The following is a 22,283-nucleotide window of genomic DNA, read 5'->3' as shown; positions in this document are numbered from 1 at the left end:
CGATCCTCATGGTCATGCCTGCAAATCCTCCAGCATCAGTTTCGCCGTCGCCTTGGCGCTGCCGACAACGCCGGGAATGCCCGCGCCCGGATGCGTGCCCGCGCCCACCAGGTAGAAGTTCTTCAGCTTGTCGTCGCGGTTGTGGCCGCGAAACCACGCGCTTTGCGTCAGGATCGGCTCCAGGCTGAAGGCGCTGCCGTGATAGGCGGAAAGATCCCGCGCGAAATCGGTGGGGGCGTAGTGGAAGCTGGTCACGATCCGGTCATGGATATCGGGCACCAGCCGCCGCCCCACCTCGTCGAGGACGCGCTTTTCCAGCAGCGGGCCCACTTCGTCCCAGCGGATCGGCAGCTTGCCCATGTGGGCCACGGGGATGAGGGCGTAGAACGTGCTCTTGCCCTCGGGCGCCATGGCCGGATCGGTCACGGTGGGGTGATGCAGGTAGATCGAGAAGTCCTGCGGCAGCACGCCGTGCTCATAGATGTCTTCGAGCAGGCCCTTGTAGCGCGGGCCGAACAAGATGGTGTGGTGGGGAATGCCCGGCCAGGTGCCTTCCAGCCCGAAATGGACCAGGAACAGGCTGGGCGAGAAGCGCTTGTCGACCAGCTTCCTCGCCATTTCCGGGCCGCGCCGGCTGCCCGCCAGCAAATCGCGATAGGTGTGCACGATATCGCCATTGCTGGCGATCGCGTCGAAGCGCTCCTTCCAGCCGCTGGCGGTTTCCACTTCGGTCACGCGATCGCCCAGGGTGTGGACCTGCACGACCTTGTCGGACAGGCGCAGCGTGCCGCCCAGCCGCTGGAAATGCCTGGCCATGCCGGCGGCCAGGCGATGGGTGCCGCCCTTGGCCCACCACACGCCGCCATCCTTTTCCAGCTTGTGGATCAGCGCATAGATCGCGCTGGTGGTCATCGGATTGCCGCCGACCAGCAGCGAGTGGAACGACAGCGCCTCGCGCAGCTTGGGGTGCTTCACATAGTGCGAGACCATCGAATAGACCGATCGCCACGCCTGATAGCGCGCCAGCGCCGGCGCCGCCTTGATCATGCTGGCGAAATCGAGGAACGCCTCGTGCCCCAGCTTGACATAGCCTTCCTGATAGACCCCGGCCGAATAGCGCAGGAAATCGTCATATCCGGCCAGATCCTCCGGCGCGACGCGGGCGATCTCGCGGCGCAGCGCGGTCTCGTCGTTCGAATAGTCGAACGTGACGCCATCGGGCCAGTTGAGCCGGTAGAACGGCATGACCGGCAGCAGTTCGACATCGTCGCGCATGTCGAGGCCGGAAAGCGCCCACAATTCCTTCAGGCAGGCCGGATCGGTGATGACCGTGGGCCCCGCATCGAAGGTGAAGCCATCGCGTTCCCAGACATAGGCCCGCCCGCCGACCTTGTCGCGCGCCTCGACCAGCGTGGTTGCCACGCCCAGCGATTGCAGCCGGATGGCCAGCGCCAGCCCGCCGAAGCCCGCGCCGATGATGCAGGCGCGCTTCACGCCCGTTCGCCGAGCGGCGCCAGCGGGCGGCCGCCGCCGACAAGGCTGGCCAGGGCCGCGCCGATCGGCACTGGCGGCTTGCCGGCCAGGATGCGCAGCGCGTCGGCGGCGGTCGAACGGCCGGCATAGAAGCGCTCGATCAGCGGGGCGGGCAGACCATAGAACCGCTCCAGCACGCGAAAACGCTGGGAAGGCACGGCGGCGCCGAAAAGCATGCGAGTCAACATCCGGTAGAAGCGTCCCTGTCGCCAGTGCTCGCGAGCCCATGCATACGAAACCCTTCCTAGGGCCTCGCCCGAGAGGTTGTCGAGGGTGCATAGCCGATCGGCGAAGCGTACCGCGATCGGCAGCGAATAGCTCGTCAGCGGATGGACCAGCGCGGCCCGGGCGCCGGCTCTGGCCAAAGCGGGGGCCAGCGCGGGGTCCGACGCGTGCCAGAACGCCTCGAAATCGCCGGTGGCGATCACCGGCAGCACGCCGGTTTCCTCGTAAGTCACCGCCTCGACGCGCCACTGCCGGGCCTGGGCATAAGCGGCGATGCGCTGGCGCATCGCGGGCAGATCCAGCTCCGGGCCATCGGCATAATAGGTATCCTCGACGAAGATGTCCCGGTCCGAGAAGGGCAGGCAATAGACGAAGCGGTAGCCGTCGACCTGTTCGACTCGCGCGTCCATCACGATCGGCCGGGTCAGGCCGTGCGGTGCGGCCAGGCGCAGCAGTTGCCCGGCGAACTTCTGCCAGCCGCCCGCCATGTGCGGCAGCGTGCCGGCGCCGCGCGCGTCGATCACACCGCCGCAGGCAATGTGCCGCCCATCGGCCAGCGTCACCGAAGTGGGCGTGGCGGCGGCGATCGCGGTGCCGGTCAGCAGCGCTTCGCCCGGCAGGCGGGCCCGCAGCGCGGCGTCGAGCGTTTCGCCGGTGACGCTATGGTAAGGCGTTGAAAGATCGCGCGAACGCCGGGGGAAATGCACGCAGTAGCCATCCCAGCGCGCGGCGATCAGCGGCTCTACCAGCCAGGTCTGCGCGGGCGCGATATCGCTGGCGAAGAACGACCAGACATGGTTTCCGCCGAAGCGTTCGCCCCGCTCGATCAGCAGCAGGTTCAGGTCCGGCCGCCGCGCCGCCAGCGCCAGCGCGATCAGGCCGCCGGCCAGCCCTCCTCCCAGTATGGAGATATCGATTGCGTGCCGGTTCATCGCCGCCTCGTTTAAGGGCAGGATATGCAAGCCGCAACTTGGCTTCGCTGCGGCTTTGCTGCATGTTTCACTTTGATGAATCACGAAATCACTCTCGGCGACGCTTCGCTGGACGATGCTCCCGCCATTGCGGAAATCTATTCCCATTACGTTCTGGAAAGCACGGCCAGCTTCGAAACCGAACCGCCCGATACGGATGAAATGGCCGGCCGCATCGAACAGACCCTGGCCGCCGGCTATCCCTGGCTGGTGGTGCGCGATCTTGTCGGCAAAGTGCTGGGCTATGCCCATGCGCACCGTTTCGGCCCGCGCAACGGCTATGCCTATAGCTGCGAGACCAACATCTACGTGCGGCAGGACAGCATTGGCCAGGGCGTGGGCACCACGCTGATCAACGCGCTGCTGGCGGCTTGCGAGGCGCGCGGATACCGGCAGGCCTTCGCGATGATCGCGGGGACGGAGCCGGCATCGGTGGTGCTGCACGCGCGCGCCGGCTTCCTGCCGGTGGGCACGCTGACCAGCGCCGGCTGGAAGCATGGCAAGTGGATCGACGTCTTCATCATGCAGCGCAAGCTGGGCGAGGGGGACGAAAGCCTGCCTGAAAGCGCCTGATCCGCCGGGGCGATCGGGCCGGGCAACCCCTGCGCCGCTGGCGCGTTGCAACCGGGTGAAGACGGCATTTGCCCAATACGGGAACCGCAATGAGAACGCTTGCCCTCCTTGCCCTTGCGGCGGTGCTACAGCCCGCCACCGCTTTCGCCCAGGCCGATCCGGCGGGCGAGGACGACGTCCTGTCCGGCGATCACGTGACCATCGGCGTCGGCGCGATCTATGGCCCCAGCTATGACGGGTCGAACGATGCGGTGGTCTCGCCCGTGCCGCTGGTGCAGGGCCGCTTCGAAGGCGTCACGCTGACGCCGCGCGCGGGCGGCCTGGCGCTGGACGTGATTCCCGATGCCGATGATGCCCGGTTCGGCTTTTCGCTGGGCCCGGTGGTCAGCTATTCGGCCAACCGCGCGCGCCAGATCAAGGACCCGGTGGTCCGCGCCGCCGGCAAGCTGGACGAGGCGGTGGAAGTGGGCGTCAACGGCGGCGTCACCGCGTACCGCGTGCTCAACGGCTATGACGCGCTGACGCTGTCGGGCGATGTGAAGTGGGACGTGGCCGGCGCCTACAAGGGCATGACGTGGAGCCCCGGCATCACCTATCTCACCCCGATCAGCCGCGCCGCGCTGGTGACGCTGTCGCTGAGCGCGCGCCATGTCGATGACGATTACGCGCGCTATTACTATTCGGTCACGCCGGCGCAGGGCGCGGCCAGCGGCTTGCCGGTGTTCGCCGCCAGCGGTGGGTGGGACAGCGCCACGCTGGGCCTGCTGGGCGGCTATGACCTGGACGGCAACATGCTGAACGGCGGCCTCGCGGTGTTTGGCCTCGCGGCCTATTCACGCATGTTCGGCGATGCCAAGGACACGCCTTATACCGCGCTTCGCGGCGATGCCGATCAGTGGACCTTCGGCGGCGGCCTGGCGTATACATTCTAGGGCCGCGCGCCATTTGCAGGCCGTCAGCGCGGTCGCCCGCCGTCCGCCTAGGCGCCGGTGGCGAAGGCGATCGTCACGCGCAAGGTGCCCACTACCGCCACGGGCACGCCGCGGATCGCGCTGGGGTGGCCGATGATCTGGACATCGGGTTGCAGCGTGACGAATTCGGTCAGCTTATCGGCATAAGTCGCTTCGATGGCGAATTCGCCGCCTGCCGCGCGATGGCCGTCGCAGCGCACCGACCGGCGGAATTCGCGGTTGGCGCGCGCGAAATGCGTGCCCAGCGAAAAGGCGCTGTCGGGCCGGGCGCCCAGCGCCGGGGCCAGCAGCACGCCTGCCTGGACGCCATAGGCGTAAGGCGTGGTGTGCCCGTCGGAAAATCCGGCGCGCGCGAAACCGTCAAGGCGCCGCTCGCCCCAGGTAGCGAGCGGCGCCTCCAGCCCGGCATAGGCGCCCCATGAGCGATGGCGCACGGGATCGCCGGCCGGGCCGATGGCGAAATAGCTGTCGCGCTTGCGGGTATAGGCCCACACGCCGCCGGAGAGCCTGGCCGGGCCCAGCGCGTGGCCCGCTTCGCCGATCAGCAGCAGCCCGTCATCGAAGCTGAAATCGACCCCGCCGTGATCGCCCAGCGTGGAGGCATGGGCATTGATCGCGGCGGCCTCGACATAGCCCGCATCCTCGCCGATCGGCGCGCGCAGCCGCAGGCTGAGCGCGGTGGAGGGGAAGATCGAGGGGCCGTTGGGGCCGGCCGCCGCCAGTTCGGACCCAATGCCGAAAGGCGGGGCGATCAGCAGGCCGGCGGTGTCGCTGGCATAGAATTCGCTGTTGAGATCATAGAGCCCGGCGCGCAGCGATGCCTTGCCGATGTCCTGCTCGATCCATGCCTCGTACAGCCGCGGCGCCGCCTTGCCGACTTCGATGTTGTCCACGCCTTGCAGCGTGCCCGCGCCATCGTTGGGCCGCTTGCCCATGTTGTTGAGCACATGGACATGCGCGCGCGCGCCCTGCCAGTCCAGCAGGGTGTCCAGATCGGTGTCGGCGGTGATATCCAGATTGTCGAGATAGCGCGCGCGGTGATCGGCCCCGCCCGAAAGCGTCGCGCCGATATCGGCGGTGTAGGTGGCCGAAAGCGCCACCGGCGCATCGGCCCGAGCCGGGGCGCCGATCAGCGCCAGCGCCGCGATCCCGCCCAGCGCGGCGGCGTGGGCGGCCCCGGACTTTCGGGCGCAAGGCGGTGCGTGCACGGGCGGTTTCTCCGGCCGGGCGCGCGTGGCGGAATGCCGGCCCGGTCCCCGGGTTCATGCCACCGTGCCTGCTCGCTTGGGGTTGCCGCGCGCTTCAGGGCAAAAACGGAGCACGCCGCCGGGCGCTGGACAGCGGCGGCGAAGCATCATAAGTTGCGCAGACCCCGGGGAGCCAAGCGGCTGAGAGGTGGGATTTGCGCCCCACGACCCGCAGAACCTGACCCCGTTAGCACGGGCGGAGGGAGGGACGAAAAGGCGCAATCGCGGGCTTTACGCCGGCGCGGCGCCGGTTCATTCTTCTCCCCGAACGGAAAAATGGGTGAGGAGAATGACGATGGTGGACCATTCCTTGATGCCGGAACTGGCGCTGGTGCCGGCATGGACCGCGCTGTTCTTGGGCGTCTTCGCGCTGTTCGCGGGGATCGGCGAATTGCGCAAGCCGGGCCACTGGGAACGGATGCTGGGCGAGATCGCCGGCTCCCCCGCGCTGCAACTGATCACCGCGCTGCTGGAACTGTTCCTGGGCGCGGTCGTCTATCTGGCCAATCCCTGGGCCTCGCCGGACTGGCTTTCCAGCGCGCTGAGCGTGCTGGGCGGCTTGATGTGCGTGGAGGCGCTGGCTATCCTGGCCTTCTCTGATGTATACATGGCATTCTGGCTGCGCCGCTTCGGCCCGCTGTCGAAGCTGTGGACCTGGGCCTCGATTCTGTTCGGCGTGGCGCTGATCGCGGTGGCCATCGAGCATTTCTCGAGATCTTCGCTCTAACCCCCCAAACCGAAAGACTTGAAGCATGGCAGATATCAATTCGAAGCTTGAGATCGGCGTTACCACCGGGCCGATTCGCGGATCGAAAAAGATCCATGTGGGCAAGAACCGCGTCGCCATGCGCGAGATCAGCCTGGAAGCTTCGAGCGGCGAGTTGCCCGTGCGTGTATACGATACGTCCGGCCCCTATACCGATCCCGACGCGGTGATCGATATCCAGGCCGGCCTGCCGCAACTGCGCCGTCCCTGGCAACTCGCGCGCGGCGATGTCGAGGAATACGACGGGCGCGCGGTGAAGCCCGAGGACAACGGCCAGCTTGGGCCGGATCGTTCGGGCGGCGTGCCCGCGTTTCCCAACGTGGTTCGCCGGCCGCTGCGCGCCAGGGCGGGCATGAACCTGTCGCAGATGCACTATGCCCGGCGCGGGATCATCACGCCCGAGATGGAATACGTCGCGACGCGCGAGAACCTGGGCCGCGAGATGGCGCGCGACCTGGTGCGTGACGGGCAGGATTGGGGCGCGGCCATTCCCGACTATGTCACGCCCGAATTCGTGCGTGACGAAGTGGCGCGCGGCCGGGCGATCATCCCCAGCAACGTCAACCACCCCGAATGCGAGCCGATGGCGATCGGCCGCAACTTCCTGGTCAAGATCAACGCCAACATCGGCAATTCCGCCGTCGCTTCCGACGTGGCGCAGGAAGTGGAGAAAATGGTCTGGTCGATCCGCTGGGGCGCGGACACCGTGATGGACCTGTCCACCGGGCGCAACATCCACGACACGCGCGAATGGATCATCCGCAACAGCCCCGTGCCGATCGGCACCGTGCCGATCTACCAGGCGCTGGAAAAGGTCGGCGGCGTTGCCGAGGACCTGACCTGGGAGATCTTCCGCGACACGCTGATCGAGCAGGCCGAGCAGGGCGTCGATTATTTCACGATCCACGCCGGCGTGCGGCTGCCCTATATCCCGATGACCGCCAGGCGCGTGACCGGCATCGTCAGCCGGGGCGGTTCGATCATGGCCAAGTGGTGCCTCTCGCACCACAAGGAATCGTTCCTTTACGAGCATTTCGACGAGATCACCGAGATCTGCAAAGCCTATGACATCGCCTATTCGCTGGGCGACGGCCTGCGCCCCGGTTCGATCGCCGATGCCAACGACGAGGCGCAGTTCTCCGAGCTTTATACCCTCGGTGAACTGACCAAGCGGGCCTGGGCGCAGGACGTGCAGGTCATGATCGAAGGGCCGGGCCACGTGCCGATGCACAAGATCAAGGAGAACATGGACAAGCAGCTCGCCGCTTGTGGCGAAGCGCCGTTCTACACGCTCGGGCCGCTCGTTACCGATATCGCGCCGGGATACGACCACATCACCAGCGGCATCGGCGCGGCGATGATCGGCTGGTATGGCACGGCGATGCTCTGCTACGTCACGCCCAAGGAGCACCTTGGCCTGCCCGATCGCGACGACGTGAAGGTCGGCGTGGTGACATACAAGCTGGCCGCCCACGCCGCCGATCTCGCCAAGGGGCATCCCGCCGCCAAGGTCCGCGACGATGCGCTGAGCCGGGCGCGGTTCGAGTTCCGCTGGCGCGACCAGTTCAACCTCAGCCTCGATCCCGACACCGCCGAGCAGTATCATGACCAGACGCTGCCGGCTGAGGGCGCCAAGACCGCGCATTTCTGCTCGATGTGCGGGCCCAAGTTCTGCTCGATGAAGATCACGCAGGAAGTGCGCGATTTCGCGGCGAAGCAGAACCAGCCGAGCGATGCCTTCATCGCCGCCGAGGAAGCGGAGAAGGGCATGGAGGAAATGGCCGGCAAGTATCGCCAGGGCGGCGATCTCTACATGCCGGCCGATCCGGCGGAATAAGCCTTCATGCTGCTGCCGCGCCGTGCCGGTGCGGCAGCAGCATGGCCAGCGACAGCTCGCCGCGCCACGCGCGTTCGTGGAAGAAGAACACCACCGCGTTCACGCAAGGCTCGATCAGCGCGATCCCGCCCGCCATGGCGACCGAGCCGGTCACCGCGAACGCGACCGTGAAGCCCACCAGCAAGTGCAGGGCAAGAAAGCTGGTCGTCTTGGCAAGATCGTGAGTCATCGGGGCGTCCTTTCGCGCCCGATTTAATGCGAATTGTTTGCAATAGTAAGCGAGCACTGCCGATGGCTGTGATCGGCCGGGGTGATCGGCGGAGGTGCCCTGCCGATCTGGCCTCGCGCGCGCGGGAATGGCACAAGCGCGTCATGACCGTCTTGCCCGCCAGCGCCGCCGAACTTGCCATCCGCGCCCGCCGCGCCGCCTTCAACCGCGCCATCGCCGAAGGCGACGCCGCCGCGATCCAGCCGATCCTGGCGCGCGATTGCGTGATGATCACCGGCACCGACAGCGCGGCGATCGCGGGCCGCATGGCGCAAGTGAAAGTCTGGCGCCGCGAATTCGCCGCGCCCGCGCGCATGGTCTACGCGCGCACGCCGGCCGAGATCGTCGTCTCCCCGGTGGAGCCGATCGCGCTGGAGCGGGGAACCTGGCAAGGCGTGGTTTCGGGTTCGGGCACAGTCGCGGCTTCGGGGATCTACTCGGCGAAGTGGCGCGAGGTGGGCGGCGCCTGGGTGATCGAGGCGGAGATATACGCGACGCTGGCATGAGCGCCGGCATGGGGCAGGGGAGTTGCCCCGGCCGCCGGGATGGCCCATCCTCCCTGGCGAACGGGAGGAGAGCAGGGCATGGAAACGATGGAACAAGCGCTGATCAAGGCGTACGGGCCCAATTCGCGGCGGGCGGTCACTTATTCCTATGTGATGAAGCGCATTCTCGATAGCGCCAAGGCGCCCGGCTTTGGCGATGAGGCATGGGCACCGCTGGGCGAACTGGTCGACATCGCCGCTTTCGCGCGCATGGGCAATTTCATGGAAGTGGTCGACTGGAACCAGTACGTGCCGCTGCTCTCGATGTGGTCGAAGGCGACCGACTGGACCTTCCATGTCCGCCGCGTGACCGAGGGTGAGGATTACGCGGTGCTCGAATTGCATGAGACCGCCGGCTATCCCGATCGGGATGAGGATTACAATTCGATCTCGGTCTATCAGTTCGGCCAGGACGGCCGGCTGGTCCATCTCGACGTCTATCTGCAGAAGCGCGAAGCGCCCGAGGCTTCGCGGCGGCATAGCTGGGATCTCGCAAAAGTCGGCGCGCGGACCTAGGCGGCGCGTGCCATGACCGCCCTTGCCTATGTCGGCGCCGCGATGGCCGAGATCGCGGGATGCTTCGCCTTCTGGGCATGGCTGCGCATGGGCAAGTCGGCGTGGTGGCTGCTTCCCGGCATGGCTTCGCTGGCGCTGTTCGCCTGGCTGCTGACGCTGGTGGACACCGATCACGCCGGCCGCGCCTATGCCGCTTATGGCGGGGTCTATATCGTTTCGGCGATCCTGTGGCTGTGGATCGTGGAAGGTGCGCGGCCCGACCGATGGGATCTGGCCGGCGCGCTGGTGTGCCTGGGCGGCGCGGCGGTGATCCTGTTCGGCCCGCGCGGCGGCTGAACCGCGCCCGGTTCCGGGGGCAGGGCGGCGATCGGTGCGAAGCGGCTTGCGGGACGGGGCGGGATTGTGTTATAACGCCCGTATGAACGCCACGCTCAAGATCACCCGCATCGGCAATTCGGCCGGAGTCATCCTGCCCAAGGAGGTGCTGGCGCACCTCAATGCTGAGGTGGGTGAGACGCTGTCGGTGGTCGTCACGCCACGCGGCATCGAATTGTCGCTGGCCGAGCCCGATTTCGAGGCCCAGATGGCGGCCGCGCGCGAAGTCATGGCGCGGCGCAAGCGTGCGCTGCGGGAACTCGCCAAGTAATCCGCGATGGCTCAGGGCTGGATCTGGCTTGCCGATGCGGTGGCGCTCGCGGCTCATGCCGAGCAGATTGCCGAGCATGGCGGCGGCGAAGGCGTGCGCGACAAGGGCGGGCTTGAAAGCGCCATGGCGCGGCCGTGCAACCTGGCCGAATATGGCGATCCCGACGCGGCCGCGCTCGCCGCGTCCTATGCTTTCGGGATCGCGCGCAATCATCCTTTCGTCGATGGCAACAAGCGCACCGCGGCAGTGGTGAGCGAAACGTTCCTGGCCTTGAACGGGCACGGGTTGACTGCCAGCGATGCGGAACTGGTGGTCGCCTTCGTCGCGCTCGCGGCCGACGAATTGTCCGAAGACGAACTGGCCGACTGGTTTCGCGCCCATCTGGCCTGATCCGCTTTGACACTTGGCCAAAGATGGCGCTGGCGCGGGGGCCGGGCGCGGGTTAGCATCGCTTTTGCCAGGCACGGAACGGAGCGCGTCGCTCGGGGGTTGTTCCGCTGCTTGCGCGGGGGATCTGATGACAGCACTTTCATGCAAGGCCGGCCTTGCCTTGTCGCTTACCGTGGTTTCCGGGCTGGCGTTGACGCCGTTGCGCGCGGAAACCGCCGATCATCGCGCGGCGCCTGCGACCACGTTCGATCCGGTGGCCTTCTTCACCGGGGCGACCGTGGGCAAGGGGTCGCTCAAGAAGATGATGTCATCGCCGCAGGATTCGCACGTTTCCAGCTTCGGCGCGATGCGGCGGGACGGCGTGCTGGTGCTCGATCAGACGGTGCGGATCGAAGGCGAGGCGGTGAAGACCCGGCACTGGCAGCTTCGCCCGGCCGGGCCGGGCCGCTTTACCGGCACGATCAGCGATGCGAAAGGCGCGGTCACCGCGCAAGTCTCCGGCGATCGGCTGACCATCCGGTACACGATGACCGACGGCATGACCGTCGATCAGGTGCTGACCATCGCGCCGGGCGGCCAGAGCGCGCGCAACGCGATGAAATTCCGCAAGTTCGGGATCGTCGCCGCCACGCTGAACGAGACCATCCGCCGCGAATGAGGCCGGATGGGGCAGCGCGGCGGCGTCCGGTCCCGCGCGTTATGCCACCAGTTCGCGGTCCAGCGTGATCTCGCAGTTGAGCAGCTTGCTGATCGGGCAGCCGGCCTTGGCCTCGTCGGCGATCCTGCCGAAGTCCTCGGCCGAGATGCCGGGCACCGATGCCTTCATCGTCAGTTCCGATTTCTTCACCGCGAAGCCATCGCCCTCCTTGTCGAGCGTCACGGTGCAGTCGGTGTCGAGCGTGCCGTCGGCATAGCCGGCGCGGGCCAGCGCGAAGCTGGTCGCCATGGTGAAGCAGGCGGCGTGGGCGGCGGCGATCAGTTCCTCGGGATTGGTGCCGGGCGCGCCTTCGAAGCGCGTGGCAAAGCCATAGGGCTGGTCCTTGAGCACGCCGGATTTCGTGGTGATTGCGCCCTTGCCATCCTTGCCGAGCCCTTCGTAGCGGGCCGATGCGGTGTTCTTCGTCATGTGGGTGCCTTTCTCTTGCGGTTTCGGGCTGGCGGGGCGGTTTCCGCCGCCACCCGCGCGCCCGGTCGGGGAGGACCGAGCTACACTGCCCGCAATTGCCCTGTCATGACAGGGGCATGGTGCTTTCCGGCTTGACAGCATCAGCGATCTTTCGAACATATCAGGAACAACTGTGAGGGTGAGGCGTCATGGCGGAAGGCGGGATTCGTGTGGGCATCGGCGGCTGGACTTATGAGCCGTGGCGCGGCACGTTCTATCCGGCGGGGCTGCCGCAGGCGCGCGAACTGGCCTATGCCGCCGGCCGGCTCACCGCGATCGAGATCAACGGCACGTTCTACAGCTCGCAGAAACCCGCCACTTTCGCCAAGTGGCGCGATGCGGCGCCCGCCGGTTTCGTCTATTCGCTCAAGGCCGCGCGCTTTTGCACCCAGCGCAAGGACTTGTCGCAATCGGGCGAGAGCATCGAGAAGTTCCTGGGCCAGGGGTTGACCGAACTGGGCGACCGGCTCGGCCCGATCCTCTGGCAATTGCCCGCGACCAAGCGGTTCGAGCCCGATCAGATCGCCGCCTTCCTGGCGCTGCTTCCGGCCGCGCGGGATGGCGTGCGCTTGCGCCACGCGATCGAGCCGCGTCATGAGACGTTCGATGATCCGGCCTTTTTCGCGCTGGCGCGCGCGGCGGGCGTCGCCGTGGTCTTCGCCGATTCGCCCCGGTATCCCTGCTTTGCCGAACAGACCGGCGCATTCAGCTATGCGCGCCTGCAGGACGCGCGCGAGGATTGCCTGACCGGCTATGACGCGGCGGCGCTGGACGGATGGGAAGCCCAGGCCCGTGCCTGGGCCGCCGATGGGCGCGATGTCTTCATGTTCTTCATCAACGGCGCCAAAGTGCGCGCGCCAGCGGCAGCCGAAGCGCTTATCGCGCGATTGCGGCGGGGCGGCGAAGGGGATATCGCGCGGGCATGAACCGCATTCCCGCCTTGCTCGGCCTCGCCCTGCTGTCGATGCTGGGCGCTTGTCATTCCGGCGGTGCCGGCCATGCCGAAGTGCCGGGCGACAGCTCTTCGCGCGAACCGTTTCGCGGCATCGCGGCCGATGAAGCGCTGCGTTTCACCGGGACCGAGCCGTTCTGGGGCGGCCAGTTGCAGGGCGGTCGGCTGACCTACACCACGCCGGGCAACCCGGCGGGCGTGGAGATCGCGATCCAGCGCTTCGGCGGGCGCAACGGCATGGGGCTGAGCGGTACGCTGGACGGCAAGCCTTTCGACATGACGGTCACGCCCGGAACCTGCAACGATGGCATGTCCGATCGCAGCTATCCCTTCGTGGCGACGCTGCGAGTCGCCGGCGAGACGCGGGAAGGTTGCGCCTGGTCGGATGCGCATCCGTTCAGCGGGCCGGAACATCCCTGATCCGCGTAACGCGACGGGCCCTCTTCCGATCGGCTGGCGATGATGCGAAAGTCATGGTTTCCGCATCGGTGCGGGCATGGGGGAACGGGGCTATGAAGAAATCGACGCGCGCGCTTGTCGGCATGGTGCTGATCGATGCGCTGGTCATGCTCGGCGCGGCCTATATGGTCGTGCAGACGCGCACTGGCGCCTGGCACGCGCCGGACCCGGCGGCGGCGATCTCCACGATCACTTCTGTCGCCGGCGGCGTGGTGGGGGTGGTGACGGCGGTGCTGCTGGTCGCGTTCTTCACGCACCGCCGCAAGGGCAATTGACCTGCGGGAGCGGGGTTCGGCTCTCCCGGCCGCGTCTCAGCGCTTCTTCACGAACTCGGCGCGCAGCACCAGGCCCTTGATGCCGGGATAGCGGCAGTCGATCTCCTGCGGGTCGCCGGTCAGGCGGATCGACTTGATCAGCGTGCCCTGCTTCAGCGTCTGGCCCGCGCCCTTGACTTCCAGATCCTTGATCAGCGTGACCTGATCGCCATCGGCCAGCAGGTTGCCCACCGCGTCGCGCACTTCGACAGTGTCGGCCGCCGCCCGTTTCGCGGCGAGTTCGGAGGCCGGCAGCCATTCGCCGCTGTCCTCGTCGTAGATGTAGTCCTCGTCTTCGCCTGCCATGTCGGTTCCTTCGCTTGTCCGGGTGCCTTGGCAGGCGGGAAGGGGCGATGTCCAGCCCCGCTATGGACAGGTGCCCGGCGCAACCCGCATAATCGCGCGGCAATGGCGCGAAGGGGAAAGCCATGGACTATGTGAAAGTCGCGGCGGTGGCCGATGTGGCGGCGGGGCGGATCGTGCCGGTGGAGGCCGGCGGGCTCAAGCTGCTGCTGACCCAGGTGGACGGCACGTTCTATGCGGCGCAGCGCAAGTGCCCGCACCTGGGCTTCAACTTGTGCCGGGGCGCGATCGAGGGCCGCGCGATCGTCTGCCCGCTGCACAAGGCCAGGTTCGATCTGGCGACCGGCGCGATCGAGCGCGATCCCAGGCTGCTGTTCATCGGCATGAAGGCCCGGACGGACCTGGCGACCTATCCGGTCAGGGTCGAAGGCGGGGAGGTGTTCGTCGGCCTGCCCGATCAGGACGGGCGAAAGCCGTAGCCACGGCCCATGCGGACCGGCTTGATCGGCTCGCTGAAGATGGCGCCCGCTGAAACGCGGCTGCCGCGAATGACCAGGATCACCGTGTCGCCCGCCTCGATCCGCACGTCCTCGGCCGGATGGACGAAGCTGTGGCCGCCCGCCCGGTCGATCTGGACGACGAAATAGGCGCCGTGCCCGCGCCGTTCGGCTTCGCCCACCGTCTCTCCGGCCATGGCCGAGCGTTCCTGCACGGTGACGGCTTCTATCTCCAGGCCGAATTCGTGGAGCCCGCGCTTGAGGTCGCGCACTTGCGGCGATTCGCCCAGGAAGCGCGCGGTGGTGGGATAGACGATCATCTCGGCGATGCGCTCGGCGCCGATATGGGTGGGCAGCACCACCTTGTCTGCGCCGGCGTGGATCAGCTTGCCCTCGGTGGAGGGAAACTCGCCGCGCGCGATGATCTCCAGCCGCGCGTTGAGATTGCGCGCCGACAGCGTGATGAAGACGTTGAGCGCGTCATCGGGCAGCACGGTGGCCAGCACGCGCGCGCGCTCGATCCCGGCGGCCTTGAGCGCGGCCTCGTCGGTGGCGTCGCCCGCCAGCGCGAGGTGGCCCGCCGCCTCGGCCTCGGCGATGCGCGCGGCGCCGCGATCCAGCACGATGTAGGGCGTGCGGCTGCGCGCCAGCTCAAGCGCGAGCTGCTGGCCGATACGGCCATAGCCGCAGATGATGGCATGGTCGGTCAGGCGGTCGATCTGGCTTTGCATACGGTCGATCCCGAGAAGGTTGCGGAGCTGGAAATGGGCGAAGACCTGCACCAGCGCGCCGGTGAGCACGATCATGCCGGTGCAGCCGAGCACGATCGTCGCCATGGCGAGCGCGCGCAGCCACGGCGTGTCGATCGGATGGACCTCGCCATAGCCGACCGAGAAGATGGTGAGCGTGACCATGTAGGCCGCATCGCCCACCGACCAGCCGGCGGCGACGAAGCCGGCGGTGGAAAACACGAAGACCACGGCGACGAAAGCCAGCGAACGGACGAGATTGTCGACCGGCGAGCCCAGCACCCGGCTGGCCGCTTGCTCGATGCTGTGATCCCTGCCGTTCATCGCGTTATGGCCAAGTCCCTTGTGCGCGCGAACCTGTCGGGGAACGGGCCGGTTGTCCAGCCGTGTGGCGCCCGGACATGATCGGTCCCGGATGCGTCGGCATCTTCGGGACGCGGGGTCATGCCGTCATCTTGGCGGCCAGGATCACGGCCCAGAGCGCCAGCGTGACGATGCCGCCAGCGACCGAGGCGATCACCGCGCGGCGCAGCAGGCCCTTTTGCGTGTCGATCGAATGGACGAACGTGGCCAGCAGGCGCTGGCGCAGCGCATCCTCGTCGCCCAGGCCATCGGCGTCGAACTCCTCGTCGTGGGTGATCGCCCGCAGCGCGAAATAGCACGATACCACCATGGGCGAGAGGCCGATGGCGCTGGCGATGGTCAGCAGCGGATGGCTGGCCGCGTCCAGGCTCAGCGGCGCGCCGGGGCTGGCCGAAAGCGGGTGCGTGCCCACGGTGATCAGCAGGATGTTGAACGCCAGCACCGCGCCAAGCTTGACCGAGAGATCGAGATCGCGGTTTTCGAGGAATTCCAGATCGGCGACGAAACCCGGATCGGGCGGATCGCCCCGCATGATCCTGAAGGCGCGCAGGCGCGATCGGAACGAGGAAAGCGCCATCTTCGCGTCTACTCCGGGCTGCGCGCGGCTTCGAGCACCATTTCCGCGCCCTTTTCGGCGATCATCATGACGGGCGCGTTGGTGTTGCCCGAAGTGATCGTGGGCATGACCGAGGCATCGATCACGCGCAGCCCGGCGATGCCCTGGACTTTCAGCCGGTGGTCGACCACGCTGCCCATGGCCGCCGTGCCCACCGGGTGGAAGATGGTGGTGCCGATCTCGCCGGCGGCGCGCACCAGATCGGCCTCGGTCTGGTAAGCGGGGCCGGGGCGCACTTCCCGGGGGCCATAGGCGGCAAGCGCGGGCTGGGCGACGATGGCGCGGGTGATGCGGATTGCCTCGGCGGCGACGCGGCGGTCTTCCTCAGCGGCCAGGTAATTGGGCCGGATGCTGGGCGCGGCCGCGGCATCGGCCGAGGCGATGCGCGTCGTCCCCCGGCTTTCGGGCCGCAAGTTGCAGACGCTGGCGGTGAAGGCGGGAAACGCATCCAGCGCGCCGCCGAACGCTTCGAGGCTGAGCGGCTGGACGTGGTATTCCAGGTTGGCGGTGGCGAAGCGCGGATCGCTCTTCGCGAAGACGCCAAGCTGGCTGGGTGCCATCGCCATCGGGCCGCTGCGACGCAGCGCATATTCCAGCCCGATCAGCGCCTTGCCCAGCAGGTTGCCGGCCCGCTGGTTCAGCGTAGGCACGCCGGCCACGCGATAGGCGCAGCGCAATTGCAGGTGATCCTGCAAGTTGGCGCCCACTTCCGGGCGATCGAGCACCGGGGCGATGCCGATCCCGGCCAGGCGCCGCGCATCGCCGATGCCGCTGCGTTCGAGAATCGCCGGAGAGCCGATCGCGCCGGCCGCCAGCAGCACTTCGCCGCGCGCCCGGGCGGCATGCGACGTGCTGGCCAGGCGCCAGGCGACGCCCACGGCGCGCCCTTGCGCGATCAGCACGCGATCGACCAGCGCGCCGGTGACGACTTTCAGGTTGGCGCGGGTGCGCACAGGCTTGAGGAAGGCATCGGCCGCGCTCCAGCGCCAGCCCTTGCGCTGCGTCACCTGGAAGAAGCTCGATCCCAGGTTGTCGCCGGTGTTGAAATCGTCGATCGCGGGCAGGCCGTATTGCGTCGCCGCCTCGCGGAAGGCTTCCAGGATATCCCAGCGCAGGCGCTGCCGTTCCACGCGGATCTCGCCGCCGGCGCCGTGGAAATCGCTGGCGCCGTCATAATGGTCCTCGGCCCGCTTGAAATAGGGCAGGACATCGTCCCAACCCCAGCCGGGATTGCCGGACTGGCGCCAGCCGTCATAATCGGCGGCCTGCCCGCGCATGTAGATCATGCCGTTGATCGACGAGCAGCCGCCCAGCACCTTGCCGCGCGGATATTTCAGCGCGCGGCCGTTCAAGCCTGCCTCGGCATCGGTGGACATGCACCAGTCGGTGCGCGGATTGCCGATGCAGTAGAGATAGCCCACCGGCACGCGAATCCAGATGTAATCGTCCTTGCCGCCCGCTTCGAGCAGCAGCACGCGGTTGCGCGGATCGGCGCTCAGGCGATTGGCCAGCACGCAGCCGGCGCTGCCGCCGCCGACGACGATATAATCGAATTCTTCCATCGCCGCATCGGCTAGGCCCGGCCGCGCCCGCGATCAAGCCTCCGCTCCGACGATGATGCGCACCCGTGCGTCGCAACCCGCTTGAAGCGCCTTGCCGGGGGGCCAGATTGCAGGCATTTCCGCAAGCGGGACATCGTTCGGGAGAGTGACGGATGCAGCCAGGATATCGCCACGCGCCGGCCGCCGGGCAGGTGGGGGCATGAGCGTGCCCGCTGTCGGCAAGGTTGGCATCTGGTCGCTCGAACTGCGCTTCGGCGACAAGGCGCAGGCGAACGAGGCCGCCGCCGAGCTGGATGAGCTGGGTTTTGGCGCGCTGTGGATTCCCGGTGGGGTCGATGATGGCGTGCCGGCCGATGTCGAACGCCTGCTGGGCGTGACCAGCCGCGCCACGATCGCCACCGGGATCATCAACATGTGGCGGCACCGGCCGGCCGATCTGGCGGCCTGGTTCGCCGCGCTGCCCGATGCGCACAAGGCCCGCACGCTGCTGGGGCTCGGCGTCAGCCATGGCCCGATCATCGGCGAGCAGTGGGGCAAGCCGCTGGAAGTGGCCCGCGCCTTCCTCGATGGGCTCGCCGCCGCCGGGATGGCGATGGACCAGACCTGCCTGGCCGCGCTGGGCCCCAGGATGGTCGCGCTTTCGGGCGAGCGGACGGCGGGCGCGCATCCCTATCTGGTCAGCCCGGAACACACCGCGCAGGCGCGCGCGATCCTGGGCCCCGGCAAGCTGCTGGCGCCCGAGCAGGGCGTGATCCTGGAAAGCGATCCGGCCAAGGCGCGCGAGCTGGCGGTGGGCGCGCTGGCGCAATACCGGCGGCTGCCCAATTACCGGAACAACTGGCAGCGGCTGGCCTTTTCCGAGGCCGAGATCGACAACCTGGACGACCGGCTGCTCCACGCGCTGTTCGCGATCGGCGATGCCGGCGTGGCGGCGGCGCGCGTGGCCGAACATCTCAAGGCCGGCGCGGACCATGTCTGCCTTCAGGTGATCGCGGGTGGGCCGGTGGGCGATTTCGCCGTGCTCCGGCCGCAGTGGCGCGATCTGGCCAAGGCGCTGCTGTAATGACCGCGCCGCCGCGCGATGACGATGATTTCGCGGGCGCGGGCGCGGCTCCCGGCCGGATCAAGGGACGCTGCGTGGGCCATCGCGTCACGATCGAGGCGCCGCCCGAGCTGGTCTGGGATTTCATCGCCGATTTCGAGGGCTGGGGAAGCTGGAACCCGCTCTACACGCAGACCGCCGGCGCGGCCGAGCCGGGCGCGACGATCCGCTTCACCGTCGCCGTGCCGGGGCTGAAGCCGCACAAGGGCAGTGCCGAGGTCTATGCCGTGCGGCAGAACGAGCTGCTCGAATACGGGGTGTCGTCGCTGGGCGGGATGCTCAAGGCACTCCGCTTCGTCGAACTGGACGAGATCTCGCCGACGCGGTGCGCGGTGGCCAATGCCGAGATCATGGGCGGGCCAGTGGGGCTGCTGCTCTCCCGCACGGTGGGGGAGCGGGTGCGGCAAGGGCTGGAAGCGATGAACCTCGCGCTCAAGGCGGTGGCCGAACGCAAGTGGCGCGGGCGCCCGGCCTGAGTTGAGCCTAAGCCCGCCGAGTCGGGATTGCTGACAGGCGTCTGCCCGGCAGCGCTTGTCCCGGCGAAGCGCGGAAACCCGGTCATTTAAGAATCGCGCAACCCTTTCAGCCTATCCCGACGGGCCTGGGGAACGGCGGCCATGTCGCCGTATCCGACTGGAGCCGCCGGCGCTGGCGCGACGATGAAGGGGATCGTCAGGCCGGGCCAGGGGGCTGGCTTGTACCGGGCCGCGTGGGCGGCCGTGGCACCAGCCGGCGGTTCCCGTCTTGCCGCTGGCAATTTTCCCTTTCCTACACGCCGCGCAGCCGTCACAAGACGGGCGGGCTGTTAGGAACATATCATGAACAGAAAGCCGATCTTCGATGCCGTTCGCGCCATCCTGGGGCGCGGGTTCACCCAGGCCGAAGTGGGCGCGATCGATCGGGCGATCGACCGGGCGCTGGAACCGACCGACGCCGCGCCCCGGCTCGGCGCACTGTCCGCCCGCTTCGAAAGCGGCACGCGCGGGCCGGGCACGGTTTCCAGCGGAACCGGCGATCCGGGCGGCGTATCCTATGGCCTCTACCAGCTTTCCAGCCGGGCCGGCACGGTCACGGCGTTCCTGGGCGGCGAGGGCGCGCTCTGGCAGGGGGACTTCGCCGGCCTCGCGCCGGGCTCGCCCGCCTTCGCGGCGGCCTGGCAAGCCGTGGCGGCGCGGGAGCCCGATGCTTTCGCCGAGGCACAGCACGCCTTTATCGAGCGCACGCATTACCGGCCGGTGGTGGCTGCCGTGCTGCGGCGCACCGGGCTCGATCTCGATTCGCGCCATGTGGCGGTGCGCGATGCTACCTGGTCGGCCGCCGTGCAGCATGGCGGCGCGGCCGGGGTGCTGGCCGAAGCGGTCGAGCGCGTGGACACCGCTTTCGCGCGCGAGGATCCCACTTATGACCGCGCGCTGGTGGAAGCGATGTACCGCCAGCGCGCGGACTATGTCTCCCGCGTTGCCGAGCGCAGCGCGGGCTCAGCCCGCCGCCTGCTGCTCTCGATCGTGGCGAAGCGCTATCCGGCCGAGCGCGAGGCGGCGCTGGCGATGTTCGGCTGAGCGCCGGGCCGTGGCCCGCTGCCGCGTCCGGTCAGTGCGCGTCGATCCGCCCGAGCATTCGGAAGAAGAACGCGGTGGACCAGCCCATCAGGAACATGCCCAGAATGCTTTCGAATGCGCCCAGCAGGCGCCAGCGCTCGGCGATGTGCAGATCGCTATAGCCCACGGTGGAATAGGAAATCGTCGAGAAATAGAGCGAGCGCTCCAGGCCCGGCACGGCATCCACGATCATGTAGAGGAAAGCGAAAGCCCAGATCTCGATCCCGTGCAGCGCCAGCATGGCAATGACGATGGCCAGCGTGAAAGCCGCGCCGCGCCGCGAAAGCGGATTGATGCGGCGCAGGCGCTCGATCGCCGCTTCGCTGTGCAGCCTGCGGTTGAGCGTGAACAGCCCCAGCCCGTGGACCGCCACGCAAAGCACCACCATCGCCGTGGAAATCGCGAATTCATTCAGAAGCTGGCCCATGGGCGCCAGCCATGCCCTTATTGGCCCAGCAGGGCCAGCGTCCTTTCGTCGCGCGCGCCGCCGTGGAACGCGGCGATGGCGCGCGCAAAGCGGACATCGCCGCCCGCCGCTTCGAACAGCGTCATCGAACTGGCGAACTTCAGCGCGTCGATCGGCCCCAGGATCGCTGCGGCATCGCGCTGGCCCGCCCAGCCGAGCATGGCATCGGTGCATTCGCCCAGCCTTGGCCCGAGCACGTCATGCGCCAGATAGGCGCGCGCCTCGGCCCGGTCGGCGATGGCGAAGAAGCGCGCGGTGGCCGAGTGGCCCAGGCCGGCGATCTGCGGGAAGATGAACCACATCCAGTGGCCGCGCTTCTCGCCCGCGCGCAATTCGGCCAGCGCTTGCCGATAGACCGGGGCCTGCGCCGCGACGAAACGCGCCAGGCCGCTCACATTATCCGCGCATTTCGGCCGCCGGGGCGGGGTTGGCCGCTTCGCCCGAAGTCTGCGGGCCGGTCAGCGCGCCAGTGATCCAGATGGTCGAAAGCGCGATGATCGCCAGCCCCATGCTGACGATCAGGACATAACGCACGATGTGCGGCGTGCTGCCGCCACGCGCGGCTTCCTCGTCGATGTGAATTTCCTGTCCGTGCTGCTCCATGACGCTTCTCCTCGATCCGCCGCGTTACGCGAGGGATAAGGATAGAACGCCCCAGGCGCGGCGCCGTTCCGCCGCGCGGCGCGGCAGGCACCCGGTCAGTCGCGCAGCAGCTCGTTGATCCCGGTCTTGGAACGGGTCTGCGCGTCCACCGTCTTGACGATGACGGCGCAATAGAGCGACGGGCCGGGCGTTCCGTCGGGCAGGGGCTTGCCGGGCAATGATCCGGGCACGACCACCGAATAGGGCGGCACGCGACCCATGTGCACGGCGCCCGTGGCGCGATCGACGATCTTGGTCGAAGCGCCGATGAACACACCCATCGACAGCACCGATCCTTCGCCCACCACCACGCCTTCGGCCACTTCCGCGCGCGCGCCCACGAAGCAATTGTCCTCGATCACCACCGGGCCGGCCTGCAGCGGCTCCAGCACGCCGCCGATGCCCGCGCCGCCCGAGATGTGCACGTTGCGGCCGATCTGCGCGCAGCTTCCCACTGTTGCCCAGGTGTCGATCATCGCGTTTTCGCCCACATAGGCGCCGATGTTGACGAAGCTGGGCATCAGCACCACGCCTTTGCCGATGAAGCTGCCTTGCCGCGCCACCGCGCCGGGCACGACGCGGAAGCCGGCGGCGCGGAAGCGCGCCTCGTCCCAGCCGGCGAACTTGGACGGCACCTTGTCGAACGCGGGGGCGCCGGCCGATCCTTCGGGCACGAGCACGTTGTCGTTGAGCCGGAACGAGAGCAGCACCGCCTTCTTGAGCCACTGGTTCACTGTCCAGCCGCCCGCGCCGTCCGGTTCGGCCACGCGCGCCTCGCCGGTTTCGAGCAGCGCCAGCGCCGCCTCGACCAGCTTGCGCACGTCCGCGCTTGCCGGGGTCACGCCGTCGCGGGCTTCCCAGGCGGCTTCGATCGCGGCTTCGAGTTCGGACATTTCGGGCTCCCCGGAAAAAAGGCGTGATTGCGCGCGGCAGCGCCTATCGCCTGTGCCGCGCGAGGACAAGGGGCGGTTGCGCCGGGTGGGTGTGGGTGGCCGGTTCTCAGAGTC

30 protein-coding genes and 1 riboswitch are annotated in these 22,283 nt (G+C 68.0%); of the genes, 17 read left to right on the top strand and 13 right to left on the bottom strand.

The window, feature by feature from the left end; all coding sequences use genetic code 11:
* Window positions 1-12: 12 nt before the first annotated feature.
* Window positions 13-1,494, bottom strand: a complete 1,482-nt coding sequence (locus PYV00_RS00885) for a phytoene desaturase (RefSeq protein WP_275226350.1) — start codon at window positions 1,492-1,494, stop codon at window positions 13-15.
* Window positions 1,491-2,690, bottom strand: coding sequence for a lycopene beta-cyclase CrtY (crtY, locus tag PYV00_RS00880; protein ID WP_275226349.1), 1,200 nt, complete (start codon window positions 2,688-2,690; stop codon window positions 1,491-1,493). Before crtY ends, PYV00_RS00885 begins: the two co-directional genes overlap by 4 nt.
* 75 nt (window positions 2,691-2,765) lie before the next feature.
* Between crtY and PYV00_RS00875 the strand changes: the two genes are divergently transcribed.
* Window positions 2,766-3,302, top strand: coding sequence for a GNAT family N-acetyltransferase (locus tag PYV00_RS00875; protein WP_275226348.1), 537 nt, complete (start codon window positions 2,766-2,768; stop codon window positions 3,300-3,302).
* 89 nt (window positions 3,303-3,391) lie between these two features.
* A complete protein-coding gene (locus tag PYV00_RS00870) occupies window positions 3,392-4,234 on the top strand; it encodes a MipA/OmpV family protein (protein WP_275226347.1) in 843 nt (280 codons plus the stop codon).
* Window positions 4,235-4,281: 47 nt separating this feature from the next.
* Here PYV00_RS00870 and PYV00_RS00865 read toward each other — a convergent pair whose 3' ends face one another.
* A complete protein-coding gene (locus PYV00_RS00865) occupies window positions 4,282-5,481 on the bottom strand; it encodes a carbohydrate porin (protein ID WP_275226346.1) in 1,200 nt (399 codons plus the stop codon).
* A 155-nt stretch (window positions 5,482-5,636) separates the two neighbouring features.
* Window positions 5,637-5,742, top strand: a riboswitch (TPP riboswitch).
* 73 nt (window positions 5,743-5,815) lie between these two features.
* On the opposite strand from PYV00_RS00865, the gene PYV00_RS00860 reads away from it, so the two are divergent.
* Window positions 5,816-6,247 (top strand): hypothetical protein, encoded by a 432-nt coding sequence (locus PYV00_RS00860; RefSeq protein WP_275226345.1) that lies wholly within the window; start codon window positions 5,816-5,818, stop codon window positions 6,245-6,247.
* A 25-nt stretch (window positions 6,248-6,272) separates the two neighbouring features.
* A complete protein-coding gene (gene thiC, locus PYV00_RS00855) occupies window positions 6,273-8,123 on the top strand; it encodes a phosphomethylpyrimidine synthase ThiC (RefSeq protein ID WP_275226344.1) in 1,851 nt (616 codons plus the stop codon).
* A 4-nt stretch (window positions 8,124-8,127) separates the two neighbouring features.
* Here the strand turns inward: thiC and PYV00_RS00850 are convergent, their stop codons facing one another.
* Entirely contained in the window at window positions 8,128-8,352 is a 225-nt protein-coding gene (locus PYV00_RS00850) for a DUF2061 domain-containing protein (protein WP_275226343.1), read from the bottom strand.
* 143 nt (window positions 8,353-8,495) lie between these two features.
* Between PYV00_RS00850 and PYV00_RS00845 the strand changes: the two genes are divergently transcribed.
* From PYV00_RS00845 to PYV00_RS00820, 6 genes are all read left to right on the top strand, one after another.
* A complete protein-coding gene (locus PYV00_RS00845; protein ID WP_275226342.1) occupies window positions 8,496-8,897 on the top strand; it encodes a nuclear transport factor 2 family protein in 402 nt (133 codons plus the stop codon).
* A gap of 78 nt (window positions 8,898-8,975) precedes the next feature.
* Entirely contained in the window at window positions 8,976-9,452 is a 477-nt protein-coding gene (locus tag PYV00_RS00840; protein WP_275226341.1) for a hypothetical protein, read from the top strand.
* A 12-nt stretch (window positions 9,453-9,464) separates the two neighbouring features.
* Window positions 9,465-9,788, top strand: a complete 324-nt coding sequence (locus PYV00_RS00835) for a YnfA family protein (RefSeq protein ID WP_275226340.1) — start codon at window positions 9,465-9,467, stop codon at window positions 9,786-9,788.
* 82 nt (window positions 9,789-9,870) lie between these two features.
* Window positions 9,871-10,098 carry an AbrB/MazE/SpoVT family DNA-binding domain-containing protein gene (locus PYV00_RS00830; RefSeq protein ID WP_275226339.1) on the top strand — a complete coding sequence of 76 codons (228 nt, stop codon included), beginning with the start codon at window positions 9,871-9,873 and terminating at the stop codon, window positions 10,096-10,098.
* A 6-nt stretch (window positions 10,099-10,104) separates the two neighbouring features.
* Entirely contained in the window at window positions 10,105-10,488 is a 384-nt protein-coding gene (locus tag PYV00_RS00825; RefSeq protein ID WP_275226338.1) for a type II toxin-antitoxin system death-on-curing family toxin, read from the top strand.
* A 127-nt stretch (window positions 10,489-10,615) separates the two neighbouring features.
* A complete protein-coding gene (locus PYV00_RS00820; RefSeq protein ID WP_275226337.1) occupies window positions 10,616-11,146 on the top strand; it encodes a DUF3833 family protein in 531 nt (176 codons plus the stop codon).
* 39 nt (window positions 11,147-11,185) lie between these two features.
* Here the strand turns inward: PYV00_RS00820 and PYV00_RS00815 are convergent, their stop codons facing one another.
* A complete protein-coding gene (locus tag PYV00_RS00815) occupies window positions 11,186-11,614 on the bottom strand; it encodes an OsmC family protein (RefSeq protein ID WP_275226336.1) in 429 nt (142 codons plus the stop codon).
* A gap of 188 nt (window positions 11,615-11,802) precedes the next feature.
* On the opposite strand from PYV00_RS00815, the gene PYV00_RS00810 reads away from it, so the two are divergent.
* The 3 genes from PYV00_RS00810 (at window position 11,803) to PYV00_RS00800 (ending at window position 13,339) form a co-directional block, all read left to right on the top strand.
* On the top strand, window positions 11,803-12,579 hold the full coding sequence (locus PYV00_RS00810; protein WP_275226335.1) for a DUF72 domain-containing protein: 777 nt from the start codon (window positions 11,803-11,805) through the stop codon (window positions 12,577-12,579).
* Window positions 12,576-13,025, top strand: coding sequence for a COG3650 family protein (locus tag PYV00_RS00805; RefSeq protein WP_275226334.1), 450 nt, complete (start codon window positions 12,576-12,578; stop codon window positions 13,023-13,025). The genes PYV00_RS00810 and PYV00_RS00805 overlap by 4 nt, the downstream gene beginning before the upstream one ends.
* A 92-nt stretch (window positions 13,026-13,117) precedes the next feature.
* A complete protein-coding gene (locus PYV00_RS00800) occupies window positions 13,118-13,339 on the top strand; it encodes a hypothetical protein (RefSeq protein WP_275226333.1) in 222 nt (73 codons plus the stop codon).
* Between the two features lie 36 nt (window positions 13,340-13,375).
* Here PYV00_RS00800 and PYV00_RS00795 read toward each other — a convergent pair whose 3' ends face one another.
* The gene (locus PYV00_RS00795) at window positions 13,376-13,684 is read right to left on the bottom strand and encodes an alkylphosphonate utilization protein (protein WP_275226332.1); all 309 of its coding nucleotides are present in this window, start codon (window positions 13,682-13,684) and stop codon (window positions 13,376-13,378) included.
* 122 nt (window positions 13,685-13,806) lie between these two features.
* On the opposite strand from PYV00_RS00795, the gene PYV00_RS00790 reads away from it, so the two are divergent.
* The gene (locus PYV00_RS00790; protein ID WP_275226331.1) at window positions 13,807-14,160 is read left to right on the top strand and encodes a Rieske (2Fe-2S) protein; all 354 of its coding nucleotides are present in this window, start codon (window positions 13,807-13,809) and stop codon (window positions 14,158-14,160) included.
* On the opposite strand, the gene PYV00_RS00785 is transcribed toward PYV00_RS00790, so the two are convergent.
* The 3 genes from PYV00_RS00785 to PYV00_RS00775 form a co-directional block, all read right to left on the bottom strand.
* Window positions 14,139-15,251: a potassium channel family protein gene (locus PYV00_RS00785; RefSeq protein ID WP_275226330.1), complete on the bottom strand. Its 1,113-nt coding sequence runs from the start codon at window positions 15,249-15,251 to the stop codon at window positions 14,139-14,141. The two genes, PYV00_RS00790 and PYV00_RS00785, sit on opposite strands and share 22 nt — an antisense overlap.
* Before the next feature lie 118 nt (window positions 15,252-15,369).
* Window positions 15,370-15,867, bottom strand: coding sequence for a hypothetical protein (locus PYV00_RS00780; protein WP_275226329.1), 498 nt, complete (start codon window positions 15,865-15,867; stop codon window positions 15,370-15,372).
* A gap of 8 nt (window positions 15,868-15,875) precedes the next feature.
* Entirely contained in the window at window positions 15,876-17,468 is a 1,593-nt protein-coding gene (locus PYV00_RS00775) for a GMC family oxidoreductase (protein ID WP_275226328.1), read from the bottom strand.
* 199 nt (window positions 17,469-17,667) lie between these two features.
* On the opposite strand from PYV00_RS00775, the gene PYV00_RS00770 reads away from it, so the two are divergent.
* The 3 genes from PYV00_RS00770 (at window position 17,668) to PYV00_RS00760 (ending at window position 20,129) form a co-directional block, all read left to right on the top strand.
* The gene (locus PYV00_RS00770) at window positions 17,668-18,531 is read left to right on the top strand and encodes a TIGR03620 family F420-dependent LLM class oxidoreductase (RefSeq protein ID WP_275226327.1); all 864 of its coding nucleotides are present in this window, start codon (window positions 17,668-17,670) and stop codon (window positions 18,529-18,531) included.
* Window positions 18,531-19,046 (top strand): SRPBCC domain-containing protein, encoded by a 516-nt coding sequence (locus PYV00_RS00765; protein ID WP_275226326.1) that lies wholly within the window; start codon window positions 18,531-18,533, stop codon window positions 19,044-19,046. The genes PYV00_RS00770 and PYV00_RS00765 overlap by 1 nt, the downstream gene beginning before the upstream one ends.
* 342 nt (window positions 19,047-19,388) lie before the next feature.
* Window positions 19,389-20,129: a hypothetical protein gene (locus tag PYV00_RS00760; RefSeq protein ID WP_275226325.1), complete on the top strand. Its 741-nt coding sequence runs from the start codon at window positions 19,389-19,391 to the stop codon at window positions 20,127-20,129.
* 31 nt (window positions 20,130-20,160) lie between these two features.
* Here PYV00_RS00760 and PYV00_RS00755 read toward each other — a convergent pair whose 3' ends face one another.
* The 4 genes from PYV00_RS00755 to dapD all read right to left on the bottom strand — a co-directional run bounded on the left by PYV00_RS00755 (window position 20,161) and on the right by dapD (window position 22,169).
* On the bottom strand, window positions 20,161-20,595 hold the full coding sequence (locus PYV00_RS00755) for an ion channel (protein ID WP_275226324.1): 435 nt from the start codon (window positions 20,593-20,595) through the stop codon (window positions 20,161-20,163).
* Between the two features lie 17 nt (window positions 20,596-20,612).
* A complete protein-coding gene (locus tag PYV00_RS00750) occupies window positions 20,613-21,029 on the bottom strand; it encodes a DUF1810 domain-containing protein (RefSeq protein WP_275226323.1) in 417 nt (138 codons plus the stop codon).
* A 1-nt stretch (window position 21,030) separates the two neighbouring features.
* Window positions 21,031-21,237 carry a hypothetical protein gene (locus PYV00_RS00745; RefSeq protein ID WP_275226322.1) on the bottom strand — a complete coding sequence of 69 codons (207 nt, stop codon included), beginning with the start codon at window positions 21,235-21,237 and terminating at the stop codon, window positions 21,031-21,033.
* A 95-nt stretch (window positions 21,238-21,332) separates the two neighbouring features.
* Entirely contained in the window at window positions 21,333-22,169 is an 837-nt protein-coding gene (dapD, locus tag PYV00_RS00740) for a 2,3,4,5-tetrahydropyridine-2,6-dicarboxylate N-succinyltransferase (protein ID WP_275226321.1), read from the bottom strand.
* Between the last annotated feature and the right edge of the window lie 114 nt (window positions 22,170-22,283).

Source organism: Novosphingobium album (ex Liu et al. 2023) (genome assembly GCF_029076845.1).
Lineage (GTDB): Bacteria > Pseudomonadota > Alphaproteobacteria > Sphingomonadales > Sphingomonadaceae > Novosphingobium.
Note: the sequence above shows the minus strand (reverse complement) of the source record. Positions and strands in the feature narration are given on the sequence as shown.

What these genes read in the sequence shown, in the direction of transcription:
- crtY (WP_275226349.1), bottom strand. Translation starts at nt 2,690, where the DNA reads ATGAACCGGCACGCAATCGATATCTCCATACTGGGAGGAGGGCTGGCC.
- PYV00_RS00875 (WP_275226348.1), top strand. Translation starts at nt 2,766, where the DNA reads ATGAATCACGAAATCACTCTCGGCGACGCTTCGCTGGACGATGCTCCC.
- PYV00_RS00870 (WP_275226347.1), top strand. Translation starts at nt 3,392, where the DNA reads ATGAGAACGCTTGCCCTCCTTGCCCTTGCGGCGGTGCTACAGCCCGCC.
- PYV00_RS00860 (WP_275226345.1), top strand. Translation starts at nt 5,816, where the DNA reads ATGGTGGACCATTCCTTGATGCCGGAACTGGCGCTGGTGCCGGCATGG.
- thiC (WP_275226344.1), top strand. Translation starts at nt 6,273, where the DNA reads ATGGCAGATATCAATTCGAAGCTTGAGATCGGCGTTACCACCGGGCCG.
- PYV00_RS00850 (WP_275226343.1), bottom strand. Translation starts at nt 8,352, where the DNA reads ATGACTCACGATCTTGCCAAGACGACCAGCTTTCTTGCCCTGCACTTG.
- PYV00_RS00845 (WP_275226342.1), top strand. Translation starts at nt 8,496, where the DNA reads ATGACCGTCTTGCCCGCCAGCGCCGCCGAACTTGCCATCCGCGCCCGC.
- PYV00_RS00840 (WP_275226341.1), top strand. Translation starts at nt 8,976, where the DNA reads ATGGAAACGATGGAACAAGCGCTGATCAAGGCGTACGGGCCCAATTCG.
- PYV00_RS00835 (WP_275226340.1), top strand. Translation starts at nt 9,465, where the DNA reads ATGACCGCCCTTGCCTATGTCGGCGCCGCGATGGCCGAGATCGCGGGA.
- PYV00_RS00830 (WP_275226339.1), top strand. Translation starts at nt 9,871, where the DNA reads ATGAACGCCACGCTCAAGATCACCCGCATCGGCAATTCGGCCGGAGTC.
- PYV00_RS00825 (WP_275226338.1), top strand. Translation starts at nt 10,105, where the DNA reads ATGGCTCAGGGCTGGATCTGGCTTGCCGATGCGGTGGCGCTCGCGGCT.
- PYV00_RS00820 (WP_275226337.1), top strand. Translation starts at nt 10,616, where the DNA reads ATGACAGCACTTTCATGCAAGGCCGGCCTTGCCTTGTCGCTTACCGTG.
- PYV00_RS00815 (WP_275226336.1), bottom strand. Translation starts at nt 11,614, where the DNA reads ATGACGAAGAACACCGCATCGGCCCGCTACGAAGGGCTCGGCAAGGAT.
- PYV00_RS00810 (WP_275226335.1), top strand. Translation starts at nt 11,803, where the DNA reads ATGGCGGAAGGCGGGATTCGTGTGGGCATCGGCGGCTGGACTTATGAG.
- PYV00_RS00805 (WP_275226334.1), top strand. Translation starts at nt 12,576, where the DNA reads ATGAACCGCATTCCCGCCTTGCTCGGCCTCGCCCTGCTGTCGATGCTG.
- PYV00_RS00800 (WP_275226333.1), top strand. Translation starts at nt 13,118, where the DNA reads ATGAAGAAATCGACGCGCGCGCTTGTCGGCATGGTGCTGATCGATGCG.
- PYV00_RS00795 (WP_275226332.1), bottom strand. Translation starts at nt 13,684, where the DNA reads ATGGCAGGCGAAGACGAGGACTACATCTACGACGAGGACAGCGGCGAA.
- PYV00_RS00790 (WP_275226331.1), top strand. Translation starts at nt 13,807, where the DNA reads ATGGACTATGTGAAAGTCGCGGCGGTGGCCGATGTGGCGGCGGGGCGG.
- PYV00_RS00785 (WP_275226330.1), bottom strand. Translation starts at nt 15,251, where the DNA reads ATGAACGGCAGGGATCACAGCATCGAGCAAGCGGCCAGCCGGGTGCTG.
- PYV00_RS00780 (WP_275226329.1), bottom strand. Translation starts at nt 15,867, where the DNA reads ATGGCGCTTTCCTCGTTCCGATCGCGCCTGCGCGCCTTCAGGATCATG.
- PYV00_RS00775 (WP_275226328.1), bottom strand. Translation starts at nt 17,468, where the DNA reads ATGGAAGAATTCGATTATATCGTCGTCGGCGGCGGCAGCGCCGGCTGC.
- PYV00_RS00770 (WP_275226327.1), top strand. Translation starts at nt 17,668, where the DNA reads ATGAGCGTGCCCGCTGTCGGCAAGGTTGGCATCTGGTCGCTCGAACTG.
- PYV00_RS00765 (WP_275226326.1), top strand. Translation starts at nt 18,531, where the DNA reads ATGACCGCGCCGCCGCGCGATGACGATGATTTCGCGGGCGCGGGCGCG.
- PYV00_RS00760 (WP_275226325.1), top strand. Translation starts at nt 19,389, where the DNA reads ATGAACAGAAAGCCGATCTTCGATGCCGTTCGCGCCATCCTGGGGCGC.
- PYV00_RS00755 (WP_275226324.1), bottom strand. Translation starts at nt 20,595, where the DNA reads ATGGGCCAGCTTCTGAATGAATTCGCGATTTCCACGGCGATGGTGGTG.
- PYV00_RS00745 (WP_275226322.1), bottom strand. Translation starts at nt 21,237, where the DNA reads ATGGAGCAGCACGGACAGGAAATTCACATCGACGAGGAAGCCGCGCGT.
- dapD (WP_275226321.1), bottom strand. Translation starts at nt 22,169, where the DNA reads ATGTCCGAACTCGAAGCCGCGATCGAAGCCGCCTGGGAAGCCCGCGAC.